The sequence below is a fragment of the Methylobacterium sp. 22177 genome, from assembly GCF_052045615.1.
GTDB lineage: Bacteria > Pseudomonadota > Alphaproteobacteria > Rhizobiales > Beijerinckiaceae > Methylobacterium > Methylobacterium radiotolerans.
The window spans coordinates 81,025-104,807 of the sequence record NZ_JBQEPK010000006.1; the positions used below are offsets into that span (position 1 = coordinate 81,025).

The 23,783-nt window shown below is 72.1% G+C and carries 22 protein-coding genes; 11 read left to right on the forward strand and 11 right to left on the reverse strand.

Going from position 1 to position 23,783, the window contains the following annotated elements; genetic code table 11:
• Positions 1 to 37 precede the first annotated feature (37 nt).
• Together ACTJK8_RS08805 and ACTJK8_RS08810 are read right to left on the reverse strand one after the other, a co-directional pair.
• The gene (locus tag ACTJK8_RS08805) at positions 38 to 820 is read right to left on the reverse strand and encodes a fumarylacetoacetate hydrolase family protein (protein WP_024829345.1); all 783 of its coding nucleotides are present in this window, start codon (positions 818 to 820) and stop codon (positions 38 to 40) included.
• A 94-nt stretch (positions 821 to 914) separates the two neighbouring features.
• The gene (locus tag ACTJK8_RS08810; RefSeq protein ID WP_024829346.1) at positions 915 to 1,580 is read right to left on the reverse strand and encodes an HAD-IA family hydrolase; all 666 of its coding nucleotides are present in this window, start codon (positions 1,578 to 1,580) and stop codon (positions 915 to 917) included.
• Positions 1,581 to 1,778: 198 nt separating this feature from the next.
• Here ACTJK8_RS08810 and trpA point away from each other — a divergent pair, with 198 nt between their 5' ends.
• The 4 genes from trpA to ACTJK8_RS08830 all read left to right on the forward strand — a co-directional run bounded on the left by trpA (position 1,779) and on the right by ACTJK8_RS08830 (position 6,062).
• A complete protein-coding gene (gene trpA, locus ACTJK8_RS08815) occupies positions 1,779 to 2,618 on the forward strand; it encodes a tryptophan synthase subunit alpha (RefSeq protein ID WP_012320323.1) in 840 nt (279 codons plus the stop codon).
• Positions 2,619 to 2,698: 80 nt separating this feature from the next.
• Positions 2,699 to 3,595: an acetyl-CoA carboxylase, carboxyltransferase subunit beta gene (gene accD / locus ACTJK8_RS08820; protein ID WP_012320322.1), complete on the forward strand. Its 897-nt coding sequence runs from the start codon at positions 2,699 to 2,701 to the stop codon at positions 3,593 to 3,595.
• Positions 3,596 to 3,603: 8 nt separating this feature from the next.
• Entirely contained in the window at positions 3,604 to 4,929 is a 1,326-nt protein-coding gene (locus tag ACTJK8_RS08825) for a bifunctional folylpolyglutamate synthase/dihydrofolate synthase (RefSeq protein ID WP_012320321.1), read from the forward strand.
• A 233-nt stretch (positions 4,930 to 5,162) separates the two neighbouring features.
• On the forward strand, positions 5,163 to 6,062 hold the full coding sequence (locus ACTJK8_RS08830) for an outer membrane protein (protein WP_012320320.1): 900 nt from the start codon (positions 5,163 to 5,165) through the stop codon (positions 6,060 to 6,062).
• A gap of 123 nt (positions 6,063 to 6,185) precedes the next feature.
• Here the strand turns inward: ACTJK8_RS08830 and trxA are convergent, their stop codons facing one another.
• Together trxA and addA are read right to left on the reverse strand one after the other, a co-directional pair.
• Positions 6,186 to 6,509 carry a thioredoxin gene (gene trxA, locus ACTJK8_RS08835; RefSeq protein WP_010682902.1) on the reverse strand — a complete coding sequence of 108 codons (324 nt, stop codon included), beginning with the start codon at positions 6,507 to 6,509 and terminating at the stop codon, positions 6,186 to 6,188.
• Positions 6,510 to 6,732: 223 nt separating this feature from the next.
• Entirely contained in the window at positions 6,733 to 10,230 is a 3,498-nt protein-coding gene (gene addA, locus ACTJK8_RS08840; RefSeq protein WP_012320319.1) for a double-strand break repair helicase AddA, read from the reverse strand.
• A 137-nt stretch (positions 10,231 to 10,367) separates the two neighbouring features.
• Between addA and minC (ACTJK8_RS08845) the strand changes: the two genes are divergently transcribed.
• From minC (ACTJK8_RS08845) to ACTJK8_RS08865, 5 genes are all read left to right on the forward strand, one after another.
• The gene (minC, locus tag ACTJK8_RS08845) at positions 10,368 to 11,111 is read left to right on the forward strand and encodes a septum site-determining protein MinC (protein WP_012320318.1); all 744 of its coding nucleotides are present in this window, start codon (positions 10,368 to 10,370) and stop codon (positions 11,109 to 11,111) included.
• Positions 11,112 to 11,316: 205 nt separating this feature from the next.
• Positions 11,317 to 12,045 carry a septum site-determining protein MinC gene (minC, locus tag ACTJK8_RS08850; RefSeq protein ID WP_012320317.1) on the forward strand — a complete coding sequence of 243 codons (729 nt, stop codon included), beginning with the start codon at positions 11,317 to 11,319 and terminating at the stop codon, positions 12,043 to 12,045.
• 13 nt (positions 12,046 to 12,058) lie between these two features.
• Positions 12,059 to 12,874 carry a septum site-determining protein MinD gene (gene minD / locus ACTJK8_RS08855; protein WP_012320316.1) on the forward strand — a complete coding sequence of 272 codons (816 nt, stop codon included), beginning with the start codon at positions 12,059 to 12,061 and terminating at the stop codon, positions 12,872 to 12,874.
• A complete protein-coding gene (minE, locus tag ACTJK8_RS08860; RefSeq protein ID WP_012320315.1) occupies positions 12,871 to 13,212 on the forward strand; it encodes a cell division topological specificity factor MinE in 342 nt (113 codons plus the stop codon). Before minD ends, minE begins: the two co-directional genes overlap by 4 nt.
• A gap of 162 nt (positions 13,213 to 13,374) precedes the next feature.
• Positions 13,375 to 14,259 carry an alpha/beta fold hydrolase gene (locus ACTJK8_RS08865; RefSeq protein ID WP_029358940.1) on the forward strand — a complete coding sequence of 295 codons (885 nt, stop codon included), beginning with the start codon at positions 13,375 to 13,377 and terminating at the stop codon, positions 14,257 to 14,259.
• Here the strand turns inward: ACTJK8_RS08865 and ACTJK8_RS08870 are convergent.
• The gene (locus ACTJK8_RS08870) at positions 14,249 to 15,685 is read right to left on the reverse strand and encodes a cytochrome P450 (RefSeq protein ID WP_175654072.1); all 1,437 of its coding nucleotides are present in this window, start codon (positions 15,683 to 15,685) and stop codon (positions 14,249 to 14,251) included. The two genes, ACTJK8_RS08865 and ACTJK8_RS08870, sit on opposite strands and share 11 nt — an antisense overlap.
• Positions 15,686 to 15,762: 77 nt before the next feature.
• Entirely contained in the window at positions 15,763 to 18,411 is a 2,649-nt protein-coding gene (locus ACTJK8_RS08875; RefSeq protein ID WP_440761802.1) for an ABC transporter transmembrane domain-containing protein, read from the reverse strand.
• Between the two features lie 416 nt (positions 18,412 to 18,827).
• On the opposite strand from ACTJK8_RS08875, the gene typA reads away from it, so the two are divergent.
• Together typA and ACTJK8_RS08885 are read left to right on the forward strand one after the other, a co-directional pair.
• The gene (gene typA, locus ACTJK8_RS08880; RefSeq protein WP_287081615.1) at positions 18,828 to 20,651 is read left to right on the forward strand and encodes a translational GTPase TypA; all 1,824 of its coding nucleotides are present in this window, start codon (positions 18,828 to 18,830) and stop codon (positions 20,649 to 20,651) included.
• A gap of 166 nt (positions 20,652 to 20,817) precedes the next feature.
• Entirely contained in the window at positions 20,818 to 21,051 is a 234-nt protein-coding gene (locus ACTJK8_RS08885) for a hypothetical protein (RefSeq protein ID WP_043074132.1), read from the forward strand.
• A 52-nt stretch (positions 21,052 to 21,103) separates the two neighbouring features.
• Here ACTJK8_RS08885 and ACTJK8_RS08890 read toward each other — a convergent pair whose 3' ends face one another.
• The 5 genes from ACTJK8_RS08890 to cysK form a co-directional block, all read right to left on the reverse strand.
• Positions 21,104 to 21,262, reverse strand: coding sequence for a hypothetical protein (locus ACTJK8_RS08890; RefSeq protein WP_012320309.1), 159 nt, complete (start codon positions 21,260 to 21,262; stop codon positions 21,104 to 21,106).
• Positions 21,259 to 21,573 (reverse strand): hypothetical protein, encoded by a 315-nt coding sequence (locus ACTJK8_RS08895; RefSeq protein WP_012320308.1) that lies wholly within the window; start codon positions 21,571 to 21,573, stop codon positions 21,259 to 21,261. The genes ACTJK8_RS08890 and ACTJK8_RS08895 overlap by 4 nt, the downstream gene beginning before the upstream one ends.
• On the reverse strand, positions 21,573 to 21,752 hold the full coding sequence (locus ACTJK8_RS08900) for a hypothetical protein (RefSeq protein WP_012320307.1): 180 nt from the start codon (positions 21,750 to 21,752) through the stop codon (positions 21,573 to 21,575). Before ACTJK8_RS08900 ends, ACTJK8_RS08895 begins: the two co-directional genes overlap by 1 nt.
• An 81-nt stretch (positions 21,753 to 21,833) precedes the next feature.
• Positions 21,834 to 22,337 (reverse strand): hypothetical protein, encoded by a 504-nt coding sequence (locus tag ACTJK8_RS08905; RefSeq protein WP_440761803.1) that lies wholly within the window; start codon positions 22,335 to 22,337, stop codon positions 21,834 to 21,836.
• Positions 22,338 to 22,644: 307 nt separating this feature from the next.
• Positions 22,645 to 23,619 (reverse strand): cysteine synthase A, encoded by a 975-nt coding sequence (gene cysK / locus ACTJK8_RS08910; protein ID WP_012320305.1) that lies wholly within the window; start codon positions 23,617 to 23,619, stop codon positions 22,645 to 22,647.
• Between the last annotated feature and the right edge of the window lie 164 nt (positions 23,620 to 23,783).

A 23,783-nucleotide genomic window follows, 5' to 3' on the forward strand; every position in this document is an offset into this window, starting at 1 on the left:
CCGCGTCGCCGCGGGGGGAGCGTCAAACGATGCGGGATCAGACGATGCGGATCGACAGGTCCGGCAGGCCCGCGATCGAGCCCGCGAGCACGTCCCCGCGGACGACCGGCCCGACATTCTCGGGCGTCCCGGAGAAGACGATGTCGCCGGCCTTGAGCTCGAAGGCCCGCGACAGCTCCGCGATCTGCTCGGCCACCGACCAGATCATCTCCGACAGGTCGGCGTCCTGCCGCACGGTGCCGTTCACGGCGAGACGGATGCGGCCGCGGGTTGGATGCCCGGCCCGGACGACGGGCAGGATCGGCGTGATGGGCGCGGAACGGTCGAAGCTCTTGCCGATCTCCCACGGCTTCTTCTGGTTACCCATCCCGCGCTGGAGGTCCCGGCGGGTCATGTCGAGGCCGGTGGCGTAGCCGTAGACGTGGTCGAGCGCCTGCGCGGCCGGGATGTCGCGGCCGCCCGACTTCAGCACGGCGACGAGCTCGATCTCGTGGTGGTAGTTCTGGGTCAGCGACGGGTAGGGATGCTCGGCGACGCCGCCCGCCACGACCTGCACGGCATCCGCCGGTTTCTGGAAGAAGAAGGGCGGCTCGCGCGACGGGTCGGAGCCCATCTCGCGGGCATGGGCCGCGTAGTTGCGGCCGATGCAGTAGATCCGGCGGACCGGGAAGACCTGCGCCTCGCCCAGGATCGGGATGGTGGCCTGCGCGAGCGGGAACAGCGGGTCCGGCTGCGCCTCGGCGGCCGCGGCGGGGCCGAGGCCCGCGGCGGCGCCGGCGGCGACCGCCCCGAGCACGCGGCGTCGATCGATCGTTGCCATGCCTCTGTCCCTTCACCGCGATCCGTGCGCCGCATGCGGGCGATACGACCGGGCGGGACCGGCCGCCAGCGGTCCGCGGCCGGGATGGAAAGGCTCAGGCGGTCCGTGTCACCCGGATCCCCTCCGCCGCAGCCGCGACGCGCAGCCCGGTGTAGTCGGCAATCGTGGGATGATTGGTCCTCACCGGCTCGTGATGGGTGGCGGTGACGACCACGACGGCCGCATCCGCGGCCTCGGCCGCACGGATGCCGGCCGGGGCGTCCTCGAACACGAGGCAATCCGCCGCCGCGACGCCGAGGCGTCCGGCCGCCAGCAGGAAGCAGTCCGGCGCGGGCTTGCCCCGCGCTACGTCCTCGGCGGCCACGAGAAGGTCGGGGACCGGCATGCCGGCCGCCGCGAGGCGGCGCTCCGCCAGCCGCCGGGGCGCCGAGGTGACGATCGCCCAGCGGTGGCGCGGCAGCGCCTCCAGGAAGGCCCGCGCCCCCGGGATGGCCACGATGTCGTCGACATCCGCCATCTCGGCCTCGGTGATCGCGGCGGCCTCGGCCACGGGATCGACGCCCGGCAGGTTCAGCCGCCGGATGGTCTCGACCGACTGCACGCCGTGGATCGTCGGCAGGAAGGACGCCGCGTCGAGGCCGTGCGCCTCGGCCCAGCGCGACCAGATCCGCTCCGCGGAGGCGATCGAGCTGATGATCGTCCCGTCCATGTCGAACAGGAGCGCCGCCAGGGGGCGCGACGGGAGGGCTGACTCGGGCATGGGCGAGGGCTAGGCCGGCGCCGCCGTCCCGGCAACCGGCCCGCGCGCATGGCCGCGTCTCGCGGGCGGCCGGGCCTCCGGGACGCCTTCGCCCGGGGTCGCCGCGGGCCCGCCCGCTTCACGGGCCGATGCCTTTGGTGTAGCGCGGGTGCAACCCCGGGCCGTCGGCGGCCCTGCAGAAGCGAATATCGACCGACCATGCCGAGCCGCATCGACGCCACCTTCGCCCGCGCCCGCGCGGAGAACCGGTCCGTCCTCGTCACCTACGTGATGTCCGGCGATCCCGATCCCGAGACCTCTCTGGAGGTCCTGAAGGCGCTGCCGGGCGCCGGCGCCGACATCCTGGAATTCGGCCTGCCGTTCACCGACCCGATGGCGGACGGCCCGGCGATCCAGGCCGCCGGCCTGCGGGCGCTCAAGGCGGGCCAGACCGTGTCGGGCACCCTCGACCTCGTGCGCCGCTTCCGCGCCGGCAACGACACCACGCCCGTCGTGCTGATGGGCTACTACAACCCGATCCACACCTACGGCGTCGACCGCTTCCTCGACGACGCGGTGGCGGCCGGCGTCGACGGGCTGATCGTCGTCGATCTCCCGCCCGAGGAGGATGCCGAGCTGTGCCTGCCGGCCCTCGGCAAGGGCCTCGCCTTCATCCGCCTCGCCACGCCGACGACCGACGAGCGGCGTCTGCCGGCCGTCCTCGCGAACACGGCGGGCTTCGTCTACTACGTGTCGATCACCGGCATCACCGGGACGGCGACACCGGATTTCGGCAAGGTCTCCGAGGCGGTCGCCCGCATCCGCCGCCACACAGACCTGCCCGTCGTCGTGGGCTTCGGCGTCAAGACCGGCGCGCACGCCGCGGCGATCGCCAAGGGCGCCGACGGCGTCGTGGTCGGCTCCGCGCTGGTGGACGCCCTGGTGCGCTCCCTCGACGGCGAGGGCCGGCCGCAGGCCGGAAGCGTCGGGGCGGTGACCGAGCTGGTGCGCGAACTCGCCGCGGGCGTGCGGTCGGCGGGCGTCGGGCGGGCCGCCTGACGGGCGGGCCGGGCACCCCTGGCGGCGGCGCGCGCCGCACCTGATATCTGCGCGGGCTTGAAGCGGACGGACGCGAGTCGATGGTCGAACCGATGAACTGGATCTCGGAGGTGGTGCGCCCCCGGATCAAGACCTTGTTCAAGCGCGAGACGCCCGAGAACCTCTGGGTCAAGTGCCCGGACACGGGGCAGATGGTCTTTCACAAGGAGGTGGAGGCCAATCACTGGGTGATCCCCGGCTCCGAGCATCACCTGAAGATGGGCGCCCAGGCGCGCCTGAAGATGATGTTCGACGAGGGTACCTGGATCGACGTGGCCCTGCCCGAAGTCGCCCCCGACCCGCTGAAGTTCCGCGACGAGAAGCGCTACGTCGACCGGCTCAAGGAGGCCCGGGCCAAGACCGGCCTGCAGGACGCGTTCAAGATCGGCTTCGGCCGGGTCGGCGGCCTGCCGATGACGCTGGCCGCGCAGGAATTCGGCTTCATGGCCGGGTCGCTGGGCATGGCGGCGGGCGAGGCCTTCGTGCGCGGCGCCGAGACGGCTCTGGAGAAGCGCACGCCCTACGTGCTGTTCGCGGCCTCCGGCGGCGCGCGGATGCAGGAGGGCATCCTCTCCCTGATGCAGATGCCGCGGACCACCGTGGCGGTGCGCCGGCTCAACGCGGCGCGGCTCCCCTACATCGTGGTGCTGACGAACCCGACCACCGGCGGCGTCACCGCCTCCTACGCGATGCTGGGCGACGTCCACCTCGCCGAGCCGGGTGCCCTGATCTGCTTCGCGGGACCGCGGGTGATCGAGCAGACGATCCGGGAGAAGCTGCCGGACGGCTTCCAGCGGGCGGAGTACCTGCGCGAGCACGGCATGGTCGATCAGGTCGTCCACCGGCACCAGCTCAAGGAGACGATCGCGCGTCTCTGCAGTCTCCTGACCAACGTGTCCCAGGCCGGCGCACCGGCCGCGGCCTCCGAGGCGGCCTGAGCCCGGCGATGGCCTCGTCCGACGCCCTGATGGCGCGCTTCCTGGCGCTCCACCCCCGCACCATCGACCTGTCGCTCGGCCGCATCGAGCGGCTGCTCGCGCGGCTGAACCATCCGGAGCGCCGCCTGCCGCCCGTGATCCACGTGGCCGGCACCAACGGCAAGGGCTCGACCATCGCGTTCATGCGGTCGATCCTGGAGGCCGGCGGCTTGGCCGCCCACGTCTACACCTCCCCGCACCTCGTGCGATTCCACGAGCGGATGCGCATCGGCGGGATCGGCGGCGGGCACTTCGTGGACGAGGACCGTCTGGCCGACGCCTTCGCGCGCTGTGAGAGCGCCAATGCCGGCGAGCCGATCACGATGTTCGAGATCACCACGGCCGCGGCGTTCCTGCTCTTCTCGGAGAGCCCCGCCGACGTGCTGCTCCTGGAAGTCGGCCTCGGCGGCCGGCTCGACGCCACCAACGTGATCGACCGGCCGGCCTGCGCGGTGGTGACGCCGATCGGCCGCGACCATGCCGAGTATCTCGGCGACACGGTCGAGTCGGTCGCGACCGAGAAGGCCGGGATCTTCAAGCGCGGCTGCCCGGCGGTGATCGCCGCCCAGGACTACGCCGAGGCCGACGCCGTCCTCTGCCGGCGCGCGGAAGCCGTCGGCGCCGGGCCCGTGCTGGTCGGTAATCAGGACTTCTCCGTGCACGAGGAGCGCGGCCGGCTCGTCTACCAGGACGAGACCGACCTGTTCGACCTCCCGCGGCCGCGCCTCGCCGGGCGCCATCAGCTGGTCAACGCCGGAACGGCGATCACCGCGCTGCGCGCCGCCGGGTTCGGCGATATCGGGACGGCGGCCCTAGAGCGGGGGCTGACCGAGGTCGAGTGGCCCGGCCGGCTGCAGCGTCTCGGGCGCGGCCGACTGGCCGCCCAGCTCGATCCCGGCACCGAGCTCTGGCTCGACGGCGGCCACAACATCGACGGCGGCCGGATCCTCGCCGCCGCCATGGCGGATCTCGGCGAGAAGAGCGACGTGCCGCTCGTCCTCGTGGTCGGCCTGCTAGGCACGAAGGACGCCGACGGCTTCCTGCGCAACTTCGTGGGTCTGGCTCGGGCCCTCGTGGCCGTTCCGATCACCGGAACGATGGCCGCGCGCCCGGCCGAGGAGGTCGCGCGGATCGGCGAGGAGGTCGGCCTCTCGACCTACGCGGCGCCGAGCATCGAGGCGGCCCTTGCCCTGGTGCGGGACATCGCCTTCGAGCGCCCTCCGCGGATCTTGATCTGCGGATCGCTCTACTTGGCCGGCATGGTTCTCGCCGCCAACGACACGCCGCCGGTCTGAGTCGTCTCCAGTCTGGCGACTCCCCGCACGCCGGCTGTATCTAGTGGCCGGCACGCCGGACACCTGTGCAATTCGGATTCTGCATTCGAAAATCCGTCGAATCGCCGCAATCGCCCGGATGGAGACCCGCCCACGGCCACGCTTTCCTCCCGCTGTGGCAGCTAAGCTACATCCTCGCGGGGCCCGATCGCATAATTTCCCCCTCGATCGGGCTTATGCTGGGGATCACAGTAATGAAGAAGCTTCTCACCTCTCTCGCGGCGTTCACCGCGCTCACGGCTGCCGCTTCGGCCGCCGATCTGCCGCGCCGCGCCGCGCCGCCGCCGGTGTTCACCCCCGTTCCGGTGTTCACCTGGACCGGTGCCTACTTCGGTATCAACGCCGGCTACGCGTTCGACGCCAGCAGCAACTCCACCCGCGGCTTCGTCCAGACGCCCGGCAACCCGGTCGCTCTGGTGCCGGGCGGTCTCGTCCCCTACCAGGCCCTGCTGCCGAACGGCTCGTCGCTGATCTACAGCAACGACAGCCGCGAAGGTTTCTCGGGCGGTGGCCAGATCGGCTACAACTGGCAGCTGACCCCGGGCTCCGGCGCCGTGATCGGCTTCGAGGCTGACGCCCAGTACCTCGACTTCGGCCGTCGCGCCCGCTTCGCCACGAACGCCGCGGCGATCAACCCGGGCTTCATCCCGGTCAACGGCACGCTCAACACCATCGACTTCTTCGGCACTGTCCGCGGTCGTCTCGGTTACGCCTTCGACCGGACCCTCGTGTACGCCACGGGTGGTTTCGCCTACGCCACCGGCACGGATGACGGCGCTCGCGTCGGCCTGCAGAACTTCGCCGGCCGCCGGAACGACTTCAAGACCGGCTGGACCGTCGGCGGCGGTGTCGAGTACGCCCTGCCCACCGACTCGTTCCTGAACTTCTTCCGCTCCTCGGCCGTGACGCTGAAGGTGGAAGGCCTGTACGTGAACCTCGACAACAACAACGGCCGCGCCCAGGCGCCGCTGGTCGGCGCCGCGATCTCCCCGGTCGGCCTGGTGCCGGTGTACTCGCTCGCCGGCGCCAGCCGGAACGAGAACGCCTTCGCCGTCGTCCGCGCCGGCCTGAACTACAAGTTCGGCTCGTACTGAGACCGGACGCGGGATCCCGGACTTCGCTCCGGGATCCCTCAAGAACAATCTTGGGCTCGAAACCGAGAAAGCCCGGCCTCGCGGCCGGGCTTTCTTTTCGTCGTTCAGGGCCTCGAAGGCGCTTCAGGCAGTCTGGGCGCCGATCCAGCGCGACAGGTCGCCCTTCGGGGCGGCGCCGACCTTCTGGTCCACCCGCTCGCCGTTCTTGAAGAGCAGCAGCGTCGGGATCGAGCGGATGCCGTACTGGGCGGCGATCTGCGGGTTCTCGTCGACGTTGACCTTGGCGATCTTCACCTTGCCCTGCAGGTCGGTCGCGATCTCCTCGAGGGCCGGGCCGATCTGACGGCACGGGCCGCACCACTCCGCCCAGAAATCCACCACGACGGGCTCGGCGGACTTGAGAACGTCCTGCTCGAAGCTCGCGTCGGTTACTTTCACCGTCGCCATAAAGTCACCTTTCGGAATCCGCCGCCCGTCGGGCGGCGTCGAACGGGCAGAGGCCCGCGCGGTCCCGTCAGAATTGGCGACGGCCCGGCGCGCGGTCAAGAAGTCCGGTCCCCGGGGGCGGGCTCCGGCGGCCGGGACGGGGCGCCCTGTCGACACACGGGCGCGCCGCGATGTGCGCTGGCGCATGCGGGCCGCCCCCGGGCGCCCGGCCGGGGGCGACGCGTCACGCTTCGATGCCGATCCGGTCCAGGGCCGCCGCGACGTCGTCGGGGTCCAGGGTCCGGATCACGGGGCCCGAGGTCCAGACGAGGAGCGGGCGGATCGTCCGGCCCGGATAGATCTGCGCGAGGAGGCGCGCGTAGAGGGCGATCTGGCCGGCCTCCGCGGCCGGCAGCGGCGCGCCGGGCTCGGGCGGGCGGCCGGTCTTGAAGTCGGCGAGGTGCACCGCGTCCGCCGTCACGGCGAGGCGGTCGACGCGACCCTGAACCACCCGGTCCGTACCGCCGGCCCGGACCCGCCCCGAGAGCGCCACCTCCGCGCGGGCGTCCGGCGCGAAGAGCGGCGCCAGCTCCGGGGCGTCGACGATCCGGAGGACCGACCGGACGATCGCGGGCGCGGCCGCGCGCGGCAGCCCGGGCGCCCGGGCCCGCACGAAGGCGCGCCCGGCCGTCTCCCGGCGGGCGGGCTCGACCCGGGGCAGGTGCTGCAGCAGGGCGTGGGTCAGGATTCCCCGGCGGCGGGCCTGCGCGTCGGCGAGACGCGGCGGCGGCACGCGCGCGCCGTCCGCCGCCTGCAAGGCGCCGGACGGGTTCAGGGCCTCGAAGGCCGGCTCCGGCGGGACCGGCCCGCGCAGCCAGTCCGGCTCGAGCTCGGCCTCCGGCCCGGACGCGGGCGCCGCCGCGGCGGGAGCGGGACCCGCCGGGGCGCCGTCCTGCCAGAGGGTCGCGGGGCCGTAGGGGAGTTCCAGCGAGCGGCCGGCGCCGAGCGCCGCCTCGAGGCCCGCGTGGATCATCCGGCACCACGCCGCCTCGGTCTCGCGCTCGTGGCCGCGGAAGGGCGCCACGATCAGCCGGTCGGCCGCCCGGGTCATGGCGACGTAGAGCAGGCGGTTGTGCTCCTGCCGCGCCTTGGCGAGCAGGGCCGCGCGCGCCGCGTCGGTGGCGGCGCAGTCCTGGGTCCGCCCCCCCGACCAGACCGGCGGCAGGGCGATCTCCGTCGCCGGGAGCGGGAGCAGGGGCGGGTCGTTGCGGCCGAGGGGCTCGCACCCGTCGAGGATCACCACGACCGGCGCCTCCAGGCCCTTGGCGCCGTGGACCGTCATGACCCGGACCTCGTCGCGGCCCGATTCGAGGTCGCGCTTGACCGTGTGCCCGGCCTCGGCCCCGACGTAGCGGGCGAGGAAGCCGCCCAGCGACGGGGCGTCCTCGCCGGTCTCGGCCTGGGCGGCGGCGGCGAGGAACACGTCGATGGCGTCCCCGGCCTCGCCGCCGAGGCGGGCCACCAGCTTGGCCCGGCCGCCCTGCGGCCCGAGGAGCCGGGCGTAGAAGCCGAACGGGCCGTGGAGCCCCGCCAGCGCGATCCAGCCCGACAGGGCCTCGAGCCCGCGCCGCGCGGCCGCGTCGCCCGCTTCGGCGTGGCGGTGCAGCGCATCCTCCAGGGTCTCGGCGAGGTCGCGGCGGGCCGCGATCCGCACCAGGTCGTCGTCGGTGAGGCCAACGAGCGGCGTCTTGAGGGCGGTCGCGAGGGTCAGGTCGTCGGCCGGCAGGAGCCCCGCCCGGCCGGCGGCGACCAGGTCGGCCACGGCGATGTGCGCGGAGACCTCGAGCCGGTCCTGCCCGGCGACCGGGACGCCGATGCCCTTCAGGGCGCGGATCACCTCCTCGAAGGCGGGCCCGCGCTTCCGGACCAGGATCAGGACGTCCCCGGGGCGCCAGATCCGGCCGGTCGCGTCCCCCGTGGTGGTCCAGGCGCGCACCGCCTGCGCCACCCGGCGGGCGGTGACGATCGCGGGAGCGCTGGTCTCCGGCGCGTCGACGGGGGCGGTCCAGGCATCCGGCTCCGCGGCCGGCTCCGGCTCGGCGATCGGCCACAGCTCCACCGCGCCGGGCGCGCCCGGCCGGGCACTGGCATGCACGGTCGTGCGCACCGTGTCCTCGAACGAGAGCCCCTCGTTGTGCGCGTCGAGAGCGAAGACCGCGTCGACGGCGCGCAGGACGAGGCCGGTCGAGCGGAACGACAGGGTGAGCGGCACGTCCTCGAAGGTCAGGCCGGCTGAGCGCGATTCCGCGATCCAGGACGCGCGGGTCAGGGCGAATTCCCGCGGCTCCGCGCCCTGGAAGCCGTAGATCGACTGCTTGGGATCGCCCACCGCGAAGCGCGTCCGGCTGCCGATCCGCGCGCCCTCGCCGGCGGCGAATTCCTGCGTGATCGCCCGCAGGATCGCCCACTGCTCCGGGTTCGTGTCCTGCGCCTCGTCGACGAGGACGTGGTCGATCCCGCGGTCGAGCTTGTACAGGACCCAGCCGGCGCCGACGCGCCCGAGCAGGTCCAGCGCCTTGTGGATCAGGTCGTCGAAGTCGAGGGCGCCGAGGCGCGCCTTCTGCGCCTCGACGCGGCGGTGGATCTCGGCGGCGATCTGGAACAGCGCCTGCGTGCGGGCATGGGCCCGGGCGGCGCGCAGGCGGTCGAACAGCGGCTCCAGCCGGTCCCGCTCGGCGAGCAGCGCAGCCTTGGCGCCGGCCGGCACGCCCTTGGTCCCGAGGCTGCTGTCGGCCTTGGGCTCGTCCTTCTGGGTGAAGAACACCGACCGGTAGAGGGCGAGCGCCTCGGCCCGTTCGGGAAGGTCCGCCGCGCGCACCCGCTCGGCCTCGGCGGCCTCCAGGGCGTCGGCGAGCTTCTCGTCGTTGGCCTTGCCGGTGCGGAGCGCCGCGACCAGCGCGGCGCGCTCCTCCGGACGGCACCCGGGACCGCCCTCGAGGATCGCGGCCTCGATCCGCTCGGCGGATTCCTCGGCCGCCAACCCCAGCGCCCCGTGCAGCCGACCGAAGGCCCGCTCCAGGCCGGCGGCGTCGCCGATGAAGCTCCGCGCCCGCATGGCCGCCCGGATCGCCGCCCGCAGGGTGTCGCCCGTGGCTTCCGGCGTGACCCGCGCGAGGGCGGCGCTCAGCGGCGTGTCGCCGTTCGCGACGGCGTCGGCCAGGACGTTGGCCATCTCGATGTCGAACAGTTCCCGGGCCTTGGCCTCGTCGAGCACCACGAAGCGGGCCGGCACGTTCGCCTCGAAGGGGAACATGTGAAGCAGCCGCTCGCACAGGGCGTGCAGCGTCTCGATCTTGAGGCCGCCCGGCGTCTCGACCGCCCGGGCGAAGAGGCGGCGCGCCAGCCGCAGGCGCTCGGGCCCGGCGCGCTCGCCGGTGAGTTCGGCGAGTTCGGCGGCGAGGGTCTCGTCGTCCAGCGTCACCCAGCGACCGAGGAGCCGGAAGACGCGGATCGCCATATTGGCCGCCGCGGCCTTGGTGAAGGTCAGGCAGAGGATCCGGCCGGGCGGCGCCTCGTCGAGGAGCAGCCGGACCACCCGGTCGGTGAGGACCTTGGTCTTGCCCGCGCCGGCATTGGCCGAGACCCAGGCCGAGGCGCGCGGGTCGGCGGCCCGACGCTGGTTGGCGCGGGTCAGGTCATCGACGACGAAGGGGGCGGGGGCGTGCGAGGTGGCGCTGCTCAACGGTCCGGTCCGGCTCGGCTGCCGGCTCTCTCTACAACAGAAACGCGCCCGCGGACCGGCCAAGGCGTCACACCGGGCCTTGCGGGATTGCTCCCGGCGCGGCGCCGTCCCATGGATGCAGACGATCCCTCCCGCGCATGCCGAACACGCCCGTGACCCAGCCGACATCCGAGCCGGCGCGCCCGCCGATCCGCTTCCGCGGCCGCTCCTTCATGGCCACCGTCCTGGCGCCGATACCCCCGGTGGCCGACTGGTTCGGCGACCTCGACGCCCTCAACCGCCGCGCGCCGAACTTCTTCGCCGGCCGGCCGGTGATCCTCGACCTGTCCGGATTGCGGCTCAACCGGGAGGATCTCGACGGTCTGCTCGCCGAGCTGGCCGCCCGCAACATCGCGGTCCTCGGGATCGAGGGCGCGGCGCCGTCGCTGCTGGATTCCGGAACCCCGCCGGCCCTGTCGGGCGGGCGGCCTGCCGGGGAGGTCGCCGCCCCGGACGAGTCGGCCGCGGACGCGCCGGCGCCGGCCGAGCCGCAGGCCAAGGAGACGGCCCGCTCGCTGATCCTCGACGCGCCCGTGCGCTCCGGCCAGACCGTGCTGCATCTCGAGGGCGACGTCACGGTGCTGGGCGCCGTGGCGTCGGGTGCCGAGGTGATCGCGGGGGGCTCCATCCACGTCTACGGCGCCCTGCGCGGTCGCGCGATCGCCGGCGCGGCCGGGAACCCGACGGCGCGGATCTGGTGCCGGCGGTTCGAGCCGGAGCTGGTGGCGATCGACGGCCTCTACCGCGCCGCCGACGACCTCGACCCGGCCTTCCGGGGACAGGCCGTGGAGGTGCGGCTGCTGGAAGACGCGATCAAGCTCAACCTGTTCGAGCGGGGGTGAGAAGCTTCCCGACGGCCCCTCCCGTCTCCGCGGCGCGCTCGGACAGGTGGTGCTCCCCTCGCGAGAGCCGCGATGGGGCTGTGAAACGTCCTCCGCTGCCCCGATACCAGGATCCCGGCAGAATTTGCCGACCGGATCAGAAACTTAACCCTTCGGTAACCATACCCGCCGTCAATGGTCCGGTAAGGACTCTTAACGGGCGGACATGAGCGACACCCTCCCCGAGCCGATCGATCCGGAGACCGCCCGCGCGGCGGCTCCTTCCGCGCCCCGGCCGCTCAGCCTGCGCGGACGGGCCTTCAAGGCCCTGGCCCTCTGCCCCGAGCCGCCGCTTCCGGAGTGGCTCGCGGGACTCGACGCGGCGCTCAAGCGCTCGCCGACCCTGCTGAAAGGCCGGGCCGTCATCCTGGACTGCGCCCAGCTCAAGCCCGAGCCGGACGCGCTCGAGACGCTCATGAACGAGCTCAAGGCCCGCGGCATCGCGGTCCTGGGCATCGAGGGTGCCGACGCGGTCGCGGACGGTCTGCCGCCGCTGCTGGTCAAGGGGCACCCGTCCGAGAAGGTCGAGATCCCGAGCGTCCCGGCCGAGCCGGAGCCGCAGGTGGTCACCTCGATCACCGTCGAGGGCTCGGTCCGCTCCGGCCAGAGCGTCATCAACCCGACCGGCGACGTCACCGTGATGGGGTCGGTCTCCTCCGGGGCCGAGATCCTGGCCGGCGGCTCCATCCACGTCTACGGCGCCCTGCGCGGTCGCGCGATCGCCGGAGCCGCGCGCAACCCGCGCGCACGAATCTACTGCCGCAAATTCGAGCCCGAGTTGCTGGGGATCGACCGCCTCGTGCGGACGGCGGAGGACATGGGCACGGCCCTGCGCGGCAAGGCCGCCCAGGTCTGGCTCGATGGCGGCAACATCCGAATGGCAAGCCTGGATTAAGGGAGATCGACGCGTGGCAAAGGTTCTCGTCGTCACATCGGGCAAGGGCGGCGTCGGCAAGACGACGACGACCGCGGCCCTCGGAGCGGCCCTGGCCCAGGGTGGTCAGAGCGTGTGCGTCGTCGACTTCGACGTCGGCCTGCGCAACCTCGACCTCGTCATGGGTGCCGAGCGCCGGGTCGTCTACGACCTCATCAACGTGGTCAACGGCGACGCCAAGCTGCCGCAGGCCCTCATCAAGGACAAGCGGCTCGAGACCCTGCACCTCCTGCCGGCCTCGCAGACCCGCGACAAGGACGCGCTCACCGACGCGGGCGTCGCCCGGGTGATGGAAGAGCTGCGCGAGAAGTTCGACTGGGTCATCTGCGACTCCCCCGCCGGCATCGAGCGCGGCGCCCAGCTCGCCATGCACCACGCCGACGTGGCGGTGGTCGTGACCAACCCCGAGGTCTCCTCGGTGCGCGACTCCGACCGGATCATCGGCCTCCTCGATTCCAAGACCGCCAAGGCGGAGAAGGGCGAGGACATGGAGAAGCACCTGATCCTCACCCGCTACGACCCGATGCGGGCCGACCGCGGCGACATGCTCAAGACCGAGGACGTGCTCGACATCCTGTCGATCCCGCTGCTCGCGATCATCCCGGAGAGCCAGGAGGTGCTGCGCGCCTCGAACCTCGGCTGCCCGGTCACGCTGAACAACCCGCTCTGCGCCCCGGCGCGGGCCTACGCCGACGCGGCCCGCCGGCTCAAGGGCGAATCGGTCCCGATGAGTCTGCCGGTCGAGCGCAAGTCCTTCCTCGACAAGCTGTTCATGCGGAGGGCGGCGTGAGCATCCTGGGACTGTTCCAGAAGCGCAGCTCCGGCGCGGTCGCCCGCGACCGCCTGCAGCTGATCCTCGCCCACGAGCGCGCGGAGTCGGGTCGCCCCGACCTCGTGATCCAGCTCCGGGAGGAAATCCTGGCGGTGATCGCCAACCATGTCGCGGTGGAGCCCGACAAGGTGAAGGTCACCCTGGAGCGCGGCGAGGGTGTCTCGACCCTCGGCCTCGACATCGAGCTGCCGCTCGGCGCCTCGGGCAAGCTCGACGCCAAGCTGGCCGCGAAGCTCGCGGAGGTCGCCGCCAACAAGGGGGGCGCCAAGCCGGCCTCCTCCAAGAAGGCCGCTTGAGCCGGGCGGGGACCGTCCCCGCCGGCACGGAAGACTCGAGCCGCGCCCGGTCCGCCGGGTGCGGCTTCGTCGTGCCCGACACGAAGTCCGGCCTCGGCTCTCGACCGGGTGCCCCGTCGCGCCATCTCGGAGTCCTGGGGGGTGGTCGGTGAGAGGATCGACATGCCGAGCGCCACGACGGACGACGGGATACGGCTCCATTACGAGGAGAGCGGCGAGGGGACGCCGCTGATCTTCGTCCACGAATTTGCCGGCGACCATCGCAGCTACGAGGCCCAGCTGCGCCATTTCGGCCGCCGCTACCGCGCGGTCGCGTTCAATGCCCGGGGCTACCCGCCCTCCGACGTGCCGGAGGCCGTCTCGGCCTACGCGCAGGCGCGCGCCGCCGACGACATCCTGGCCATCCTCGATCATCTCGGCGCGCCGAAGGCCCACGTCGCCGGCATCTCGATGGGCGCCTTCGCGACCCTGCATTTCGGCCTGCGGCACCCTGACCGCGCGCTGTCGCTCTGCCTCGGCGGCTGCGGCTACGGCGCGGAGCCCGAGCGGCAGGCCCTGTTCCGCGCCGAGGCGGACGCCACCGCCGAGATGCTGCGCCGCGACGGCATGGCGGCCTTCGCGGAGCGCTACGCCGTCGGGCCGACGCGGGTGCAGTTCGAGACCAAGGACCCGCGCGGGCACGCCGAGTTCAAGCGGATGCTCGCCGAGCACTCGGCCCTCGGCTCGGCCAACACCCAGGCCGGCGTGCAGAAGGGGCGGCCGTCGCTCTACGACCTCACGGATGAGCTGGGCCGCATGACCGTCCCGACCCTGATCGTCGCCGGCGACGAGGACTGGCCTTGCCTCGCCCCGAGCCTGATGCTCAAGCGGGTCATCCCCTCCGCGGCCCTCGCCATGCTGCCCAATACCGGCCACGCCCTCTCGGTCGAGGAGCCCGACGCCTACAACCGGCTCCTCGACGACTTCCTGGCGCAGGTGGAGAGCGGCCGCTGGCCGATGCGCGATCCCCGCGCGACCTCGGCGACGATCACCGGGATCAGGGGCTGAGCGGCTCGCGGGGGATCAGCCGGAACCGGGCCGGCCGGTCCGGCTGGGTCGTGACGACCGCCTGGGGCAGCACCGGCTCGCGCTCGTCGAGCACCAGCCGGAACCGCTGCAGCACCCGCGCCAGGGACAGGACGGCCTCGCTCAGGGCGAACTGCGCGCCGATGCACACGCGCGGACCGGCCCCGAACGGCAGGTAGGCGAAGCGCCGCGGCGCGGGCGCGCCGGGCAGGAAGCGGCCCGGATCGAACGCGTCCGGATCCGTCCAGAGCGCGCGGTGGCGGTGGAGTACCCAGGGGCTCACCATGACGATGTCGCTCGCCTTGACGGCGTGGCCCGCCACGTTGTCCGGGCCGAGCGCACGCCGGACGACCACGAAGGCCGCCGGGTACAGGCGCAGGGTCTCGTCGATCACCGCGCGGGTCAGTGGCAGCCGACCGTCGCTCTGGCATCCGGTCGGATCGGTCAGGTCGGCGGCCCGCGCCTCGGCGGCGACCCGCTCCTGGACCTCCGGCGCGAGGGCGAGCAGGTAGGCCGCCCAGAACAGCGTGCCGGCCGTGGTCTCGTGGCCCGCCAGGATCATGGTGGCGACTTGGTCGCGCAGCTCGTCGGGCGTGAAGGCCGCGCCCGTGTCCGGATTGCGCGCGGCCGCGAGCAGGTCGAGGAGATCGCCCGACCGGGACCGGTCCCGCTGCGCCGCCCGGCGCGCCGCGATGATCCGGTCGAGGAACGGGATCCACCGGCGCCGGAACCGGCCGCGCGACCAGTCGAGGGGCACCGGCCAGCCCGGGGGGATCACGATGTCGAGGAGGTGCGGCCGCCCCATCCGCTCGGCATACTCGGCGATGAACTGGCGCAGCTCGGCGCCGTGCTCGTCCATGCCCACCGAGAACATGGCGCGCCCGGCGATCTCGAGGGCGAGTCGGTAGAAGGACGTGAACAGGTCGACCGGCCCCGCCGCGGCCTCGGCGGCGATCCGCTCCATCCCGTCGGTCACGGCGGCGGCGATATGGGGCACCAGCCCGTCGATCGCCCGCGGCGTGAAGGCCGGCGCCAGGGTCCGCCGCTGGTGCCGCCACGCCGAGCCCTCACTGATCAGGAGCCCGTCGCCGAGGATCGGGCGCAGGATGCGGGTCGTCCCGGTAGTGCGGGCGTAGTTCGCCTGGTTCTCGACCAGGACCCGGCGGATCGCCTCGGGGTCGTTCAGCACGAAACTCGACCGTCCGAGCAGGCCCCGGCGGGTGACCGGCTCCTCGAAGGCGCGCTGGGGGAAGCCCGCCAGCGCGTTGTCGCGGATCGAGCGCAGGTAGGCGGCCAGCGGCAGCTCGCGCTCCGGCGGGGCGCGGTGCGGCGGCACCACGCGCGGCATCCCGGCGAGGCTCGGGATCGTCCGGTCCGGGGTCGCGGTGGCGTCCGAGAATGTTGGCATGGGGTGCCATCCTGTGCCGGAGACGGGCGGCCCTGTAAACCGCCGCCCGCGCCCCGCGCGCACCGGTCACGCTCACGTCATTCGGCCGCCGTGCGCAGGCGCGTCTCGGCGCTCTGGACCGGCAGGCGCGCGGGGAACCGGGCCGGATCCGATTCCGGCGACAGGCTCGCCACGAGGCTGGCCCGGGGCAGGGTGGTCTCGGTCACGTCGAGCAGGGTGTCGACGCCCCGCTCCAGATGCTCGTCCACCCGGTCGATCACGAGGATCTCCGGGTCGCGCAGGATCGCCCGTGCGAGACCGACCCGGACCCGGACGCGCTCGGGGAGCAGCTGCCCGCGGTTGCCGACCTCCTTCTCGAGGCCGCGCCGCTGGATCGGCCGCTCCAGGTCGAATTCCCGGAACACCGCGCGGGCCTCCCGCTGAATCAGCGCCTCGCCATGCATCCGCGCCGTGTCGATGCGGCCGAAGAGCAGATTGTCGAGCACCGTGCTGCGCGGGTTGATCCGGTTCGGGTCGTAGGATTCGACGTCGCACCCGTCGTCGCCGTGCATGAAGCCCTGCACGACGGCCCGCGCGCCGACGATCCGCTTGGCCAAGGTCTCGTCGAGCAGGCCGAAGCGCATCCGCGGCTCGACATAGGCCAGGGCCAGGGCCAGGAAGGCCACGCTGTCGGCCTCGCTCAGGCGCCCCGCGTCGGGCAGGCGCGCGAGCCGGCGCAGGTAGTCCGGCAGCGCGTCCGGGGTGATCAGCGAGAACCGCCGGAACAGCGGGTGGCCCGGCGGCACGTCGGCGAAAATGTCCTTGAGGTTGCTGGCGATAGCCACGCCCATCCGGTCCAGCTCGTCGAGGAGCTTCACCTTGTCCAGCGCTTCGCGGAACAGCGTGACGCCGGCCAGACGGCGCGGTTCCGTCAGCGTCGGGTCGCGGGGGACGCCGAACAGCAGGTTCTCCCCGACGGTGGCCTGCTCGTTGTAGCGGCCTCGGGCGAACGGGATCACCAAGTCGGCGAGGCCCTTCTGGGCGAAGTGCTCGCGCAGGTGCTCCCGCGCCGCGATCATGCGCTGGCCCACCGGCGTGTCATGGGCCACCGAACTCAGGGCGCCGAGCCCGAACCGGTAGAGTTCGTCGCCGAGATCGAGCCGGCCGAGCAGGTCCAGCAGGCGCTCGTCGAGCTCCCCGGCATCCCGGACGCCGAGGCGCTTGAAGTCGATCCAGGGGTCCTCGACGCTGTCGCAGGGATTGCCGGTCTTCACCGCCTCGTTGATCCGCGTTTTGCTGAGATCGAGGCTGTTGGTGCGCAGCGGGTGCACGCGCAGCCCGTAGAGGATGTTGTCGCGCAGCGTCCCGGGGAACAGCACGGGCTGGACGCCCGCATAGGCGATGCGGCGCGCGTGGTGCCGGCGCGGCAGGGTGGAGAGGTCGTGCTCCCCGATCCGGATCGTTCCCCCGGGCGGCGACTGCAACCCGGCCAGGACCCGGACGAATTCCTGCGCGATCGGTCCGGGCGGGACCAGGGCGATCCGCCCCGGCAGACGCACCTCCGCGTCCCCGACCTCGATCAGGGAGCCGCCCTGCGGATCGCGCAGCTGCAGGCCCTCGAGGCGCAGCGGGCTGCCGAGGCGGGGCTCCGCGCGCTCGGATTCGTGCTCCGCCGGCACAAGGCGCTGCGGACCGAAATGCGCCGCCACGGTCTCGTACTTGACCTCGACGTCGAGGCGCTGCTGGTCCCAGTCGATCAGCTCCTTGAGGGGCGGCGGCAGGTCGCGATAGGCGGCCAGGACCGCCACGAGCTGGCCGATGTCGAGTTGCCCCTTGAGGGCGAAGTAGCCGCCGATCGCGTAGAACAGGAACGGCGTCACCTGCGCGAGCAGGTTGTTGAGGTACTTCACCGCGAACTTGCGGCGGTAGATCCGCAGCCGCAGGTCGTAGAGCCGGTAGAGGCGGCCGCCGATCTCCGCCCGCTCCCAGCGGCCGGTGTCGTTGAGCAGCACCGCCTGCAGGCCGTCCAGCACCTCGGCGACGCGGCCGGCGAGGGCGCGGGACGCGATCTGGCGCTGGCGGCTGAGGCGGATGATCTCCCGCCGCAGCCGCGGGATCACGATCATCTGCACGGCGACCATGCCGCCGGCCGCGATGCCGAGCCACATGTTCTGCATCATGATGAAGGCCAGCGCCGTCGCGGCCTGCGTGCCCAGGAAGACCGGCACCACGATCGCGTCGCCGATGAAGGAGCCGATCGGCTCGACCTCGTCCCGGATGATCGTCGCCGTCTCGGAGGATTTCACCTCCCGCTGCGTCTCCGGCGAGAAGCGCAGCATCAGCGAGAACAGCTGGAAGCGCAGGCGGCGCAGCATCCGCTCGCCGAGGATGCCCTTCTGCAGGTTGATCCAGAACTTGAAGGCGCCGTTGATCAGGACGAGGCTGAGGAACAGGGTCGACAGGCTCAGCAGCAGCTCGAACCGGTCGAGCTGGAACCCCTCGAACAGGTGGGTCTTGCCGCCGCCCAGGAAGGCGGGCCACTCGACCGTGAGCTCGAGGAACGGCGCGGTCGCCTCGCCGTGCGCGTAGGCCTTCCCGGTGATCGCGTCGTTGACGATGCGCTTCGGCAGGTCGAGCGAGGCGAAGTAGAACGGGAGCGACGCGAGCACGACGGCGCAGATCCTGAGCTGCGCGCCCTTCGAGTAGCGCCAGATGTACGGGAACAGCCGCGGCTCAAGCGCGCGCATCGTGTCCTTCCGAGGAAAGCCCGCCCCGGCAGCCCGAGGGCCGAATCGCCGCAGCCGGGCACCTGATCCTGGTCGATACGCTACCCGAGGGATCCGGTTTCATCCAATACAACCCGATACGGACGGCTTCGCGCCGATCACGGCGTCATCGTGCCGTCATATAGGGCAGGCGGTGCGGAAGAGAGCGCGCAGATCAGCCCTGCAGCGGCGGCCAGGCCGCGGCCCCGCGCCGGTGCCACCTTCGGAACTGCCCCCAGCAATCCCCGCCACGCGACGCCCCCATGACCTCAGCGGCCTTGCCCAACAGCGCGCGTCCTTATATTGCGACGCAACCACCACGACTCCGTACCTGAACCGGCGCGGACGGCCGCGCCGCGCGGCCGCCAGGGAGCCGGCACAACCCGTTTCGGGCCGCCATGAATCTGCGCAACATCGCCATCATCGCTCACGTCGACCACGGCAAGACGACCCTCGTCGACAAGCTGCTGGCCCAGTCCGGCACCTTCCGCGAGAATCAGCGGGTCGAGGAGCGGGCGATGGACTCGAACGACCTCGAGAAGGAGCGCGGCATCACGATCCTCGCCAAGGCGACCTCGGTCGTCTGGAAGGACACCCGCGTCAACATCGTCGACACTCCCGGCCACGCCGATTTCGGCGGCGAGGTCGAGCGCATCCTGTCGATGGTCGACGGCGTGATCGTGCTGGTGGACGCCGCCGAGGGGCCGATGCCCCAGACCAAGTTCGTGGTCGGCAAGGCGCTCAAGATCGGCCTGCGCCCGATCGTGGCGATCAACAAGGTCGACCGTCCGGACGCCCGCATCAACGAGGTCGTGAACGAGGTCTTCGACCTGTTCGCCGCCCTCGACGCCACCGACGAGCAGCTCGACTTCCCGATCCTCTACGGGTCGGGCCGCAACGGCTGGATGGCCGACAGCCCGGACGCGGACCCGTCGGTCGGCCTCACCCCGCTGTTCGACCTCGTGCTCAAGCACGTGCCGCCGGCCCGCACCGAGGAGGGGCCGTTCCGGATGCTCGGCACCCTGCTGGAGGCCAACCCGTTCCTCGGCCGCATCATCACCGGCCGCATCGCCGCGGGCTCGGTGAAGCCCAACCAGTCGATCAAGGTCCTCGACCGTCACGGCAAGGTCGTCGAGACCGGCCGCGTGTCGAAGATCCTCGCCTTCCGCGGCCTCGAGCGCGCCCCGATCGATGTGGGCGAGGCGGGCGACATCGTGTCGATCGCCGGCCTGATGAAGGGCACCGTGGCCGACACGTTCTGCGACCCGCAGGTCGAGACCCCGATCCAGGCGCAGCCGATCGATCCGCCGACCGTGACGATGTCGTTCATCGTCAACGACAGCCCGCTCGCCGGCACCGAGGGCGACAAGGTCACGAGCCGCATGATCCGCGACCGCCTGTTCAAGGAGGCCGAGGGCAACGTCACGCTCAAGATCGAGGAGGCCGCCGACAAGGACAGCTTCTACGTCTCGGGCCGCGGCGAGCTGCAGCTCTCGATCCTGATCGAGACCATGCGCCGCGAGGGTTTCGAGATCGCCGTGTCGCGGCCCCGCGTCGTGTACGAGCGCGACGAGAACGGCGCACTTCTGGAGCCGATCGAGGAGGTCGTCATCGACGTCGACGAGGAGCATTCCGGCGTCGTCGTGCAGAAGATGTCCGAGCGGAAGGCCGAGATGCTGGAGATGCGGCCCTCGGGCGGTAACCGCCTGCGCCTCGTGTTCCACGCTCCGACCCGCGGCCTGATCGGCTACCAGGGCGAGCTGCTGACCGACACCCGCGGCACCGCGATCATGAACCGGCTGTTCAAGGCCTACGAGCCCTACAAGGGCGAGATGCCGGGCCGGCGCAACGGCGTGCTGATCTCCAACGACCAGGGCGAGGCCGTGGCCTACGCCATGTGGAACCTGGAGGACCGCGGCCCGATGATGATCGAGCCCGGCTGGAAGGTGTACCAGGGCATGATCGTCGGCGAGCACAACCGCGAGAACGATCTCGAGGTGAACGTGCTCAAGGGCAAGAAGCTCACCAACATCCGCACCACGTCGAAGGACGAGGCGGTGCGCCTCACGCCGCCGATCCGGATGACCCTGGAGCGCTCGCTGGCCTGGATCCAGGACGACGAGCTCGTCGAGGTGACGCCGAAGTCGATCCGCCTGCGCAAGGCGATCCTCGACCCGAACGACCGCAAGCGGGCCGAGCGGTCGAAGGAGAACGCCGCCTGAAGCGGTCAACCGTCGCCGATCGTGAACGACAGGCAACCGGGCGCTCAGGCCCGGTTGCTGATGCGGCCCTTATTCCGGGCCGCTCTCGGGCCCATCGAACCCTTATGCCGGGGACGATACCTCGGTGCGGCGGACCCGAGAGGCCCGCGTGAACCCCGTGACACCGATGCCCGTCGCGTTGAACCCGCTTCCGTCGCTCGCCCAGGCCGCCTCCGCGCCGCCCTCATACCTCGTCGGTCAGGACGGCGAGGGGCATTGGGTCGCGGTCGAGACCGGTGGGCGCGCCGGAGGCATCTTCCGCAGCCGCCAGGACGCGATCCGCTACGCCTGCGTCGAGACCGGCTGCCGTCCCGGCGAGGTGCCGCTGGCCTCCGGGCCGATCGCCTTCCGGCTCTCCTGAACCCCGGGACGCCGCGGCGTACCTCGCCGCGGCGCCGCTCGGGCCTGTCGCGTCAGCTGCTGCCGGGATCGGTCTCGTCGTTCTGCGTCCCGCCGGAGGGCGTACCCTGTCCGGGCTTGCCCTCCGTCTTCTCGTTCGGGTCCTTGACCGCGTCGGGGGCGACGTTCTTCGGCGCGTCCGGCTGCGCGCCGGTCTCTCGAGGCTCGGTCATTCCCGGTTCTCCCGCTCCGCCCGGTAGTGCCCGCCCGCGACCTTCGTGTCGGCGGCCGGACCCCGCGAGGCCTTCTGGTCCGAATGCCCCCCCGAGGAGCCGCCGATCGCCGGCGGCGCGCGGCCGGGTTCGCCGGCCGCGCCCCAGCCCTCCTTGGGTTCGGGCCGCGGCGTCTCGCCGGAGCCCATGTCGGTGATCGCCGCCTGATCGGAGGTCTGATGGCCGCCCCCGGCGGGCGGGCTCCCGCGCGACCCGACCTTGTCGTCGGGCTTGCGGGTGACCGTTCCGGATTCGCTCGTCGGCCTGACCATCAGCGCTTCCCGTCGTCCTGGCCGACGGCGGCGGTGGCGCGGTCGATCGCCTCACCGAGATCGGTGCCGGACCGCGCCTCGTCCTCCATCTGGCCGAGCTTCTCGCGCGGCGTCTCGGTGTCGGTGGTCGCCCCAGCGTCGGGGTCCTCCCGCGACGGCCGTCCGGTCTGTTCTGTCATGGCTCGCCTCTCTGCGTCTTCGGGAGACAACGGAGGCGGCGGGGGAGGGTTGCGCGGACCGGGTGACCGACGGCGCGCGGTTCAGGTCTCCGGGCCGACGATCCGGGACAGGACGGCGTGCATGACACGCCGCGCCGAATCCTCCGCCGCCCCGCGATCCGACGCCCGGGCCTCGATCGTCAGGAGATCCCCGTCCCGCAGTATGACCGCGGTGGCGCCCGCGCCGCTGTTCAGCGCGTACACGCTCATCCAGCCGACCGCCGGGCCGGCGGCCAGACCCGAGAGGCGGCAATCCGGATTGCGCTTCACGCAGATCGCCTCGAGCGCCGCGAGGGTCGTCTGGCCGGAGCGGACCCGGGCCTCGGTTCCGTCGGCGAGGCGCCCGATCCGCATCTCGATCGACGGGGCGCCCGTGCAGGCGGCGCAGTTCAGGCCGAGACGCTGCGCCTCCACCTGCGCCGTGGCCCGAGGCCCGAGCGCCGCTCTGGCGGTTTCGGCCAGCCCGGTGAGGTCGTGGACCGCGAAGCCCAGGGCCATCGCCGCCTGAGCCCAGAGGCCAAACACGAGAATCAGAAGGCTGCGCATGGGAAGAAGCATTGTCCGTTCGCCGGTCGGCGTTAACGGAAAGATCCTGCTGCGTCCAGATGCGGTGGGCCGGGGCGATTGTCTCGGCGACGGCAGATCAAATCGACTGTTCTGCTGTGGTTATTGTTCAGAAGATCGATCTTCTGGCCTGCAAGGGCGCGATCAGGCGGTCGAATGAACGAAAATTCGGCCTCGTCGCGTCGACTGTATTGGTGGCCACTCGGGCGAGGGCCGCGCGGATCCGTGTTCGCGCGGACCGGGTGGCCGACGGGAGGGGAGCGGCCCGAAGGCCGCCCCGCTGCCGGCCTCAGCCGATCCCGTCGAAGAGGGCGGACGAGATGTAGCGCTCGGCGAACGAGCAGGCGACGGTCACGATCCGCTTGCCCTGGAACTCGGGGCGCTTGGCCAGCTCCAGCGCCGCCGCGACGTTGCCGCCGGTGGAGATGCCGCCCGGGATGCCCTCCAGACGGGCGAGCGCCCGGGATGTCTCGAACGCCGCCTGGTTGGTGACCTTCAGGACGCCGTCGAGGATGTTGGTGTGCAGGTTGTCGGGGATGAACCCGGCGCCGATGCCCTGGATCTTGTGCGGGCCGGGCTGGCCGCCGGAGATCACCGGGGAATCCTCGGGCTCCACCGCGAAGACCTTGAGGTTCGGCAGGCGCGGCTTCAGCACCTCGCCGACGCCCGTCACCGTGCCGCCGGTGCCGACGCCGGCCACGAACGCGTCGAGCTGGCCGCCCGTGTCGCTCCAGATCTCCTCGGCAGTGGTCTTGCGGTGGATCTCCGGGTTGGCCGGGTTCGAGAATTGCTGCGGCATGACCGAGCCCGGGATCTCCTTCAGCAGCTCCTCGGCCTTGGCGATCGCGCCCTTCATGCCCTGCGCGCCCGGCGTGAGCGCCAGCTCCGCGCCCAGGAAGGCGAGCATCTTGCGCCGCTCCAGCGACATCGTCTCGGGCATCACCAGGATCAGCCGGTAGCCGCGGGCTGCCGCCGTGAAGGCGAGGGCGATGCCGGTGTTGCCCGAGGTCGGCTCGACCAGCGTGCCGCCGGGCTGGAGCTTGCCGGAGGCCTCCAAAGAATCGATCATGTTGACGCCGATGCGGTCCTTCACGCTGGCGATCGGGTTGAAGAACTCGAGCTTCAGCAGAATCTCGGCGTCGACGCCGTGCTCCTTGGGCAGCCGGTTCAGGCGCACCAGAGGGGTGTTGCCGATGGTCTCGGTGATCGAGCCGTAGACACGGCCGTGGCCGACCTTCGCCGGTGCGTTGAGGGTATCGGCCATCGCGGAACTCCTGCTCGTGGTGACGGATCGGACAGATGTCGTGCCCGGGGGCGGCCCCGCCAAGGGATCGCCCTCGCGTGGGAGGCTTGACCGGCCCGGACGGGAGGCTGCGATATCGCGTTGCTGCGGCCGGAGCAATCGGGCTAAGTGCCGTTACCGAAAGT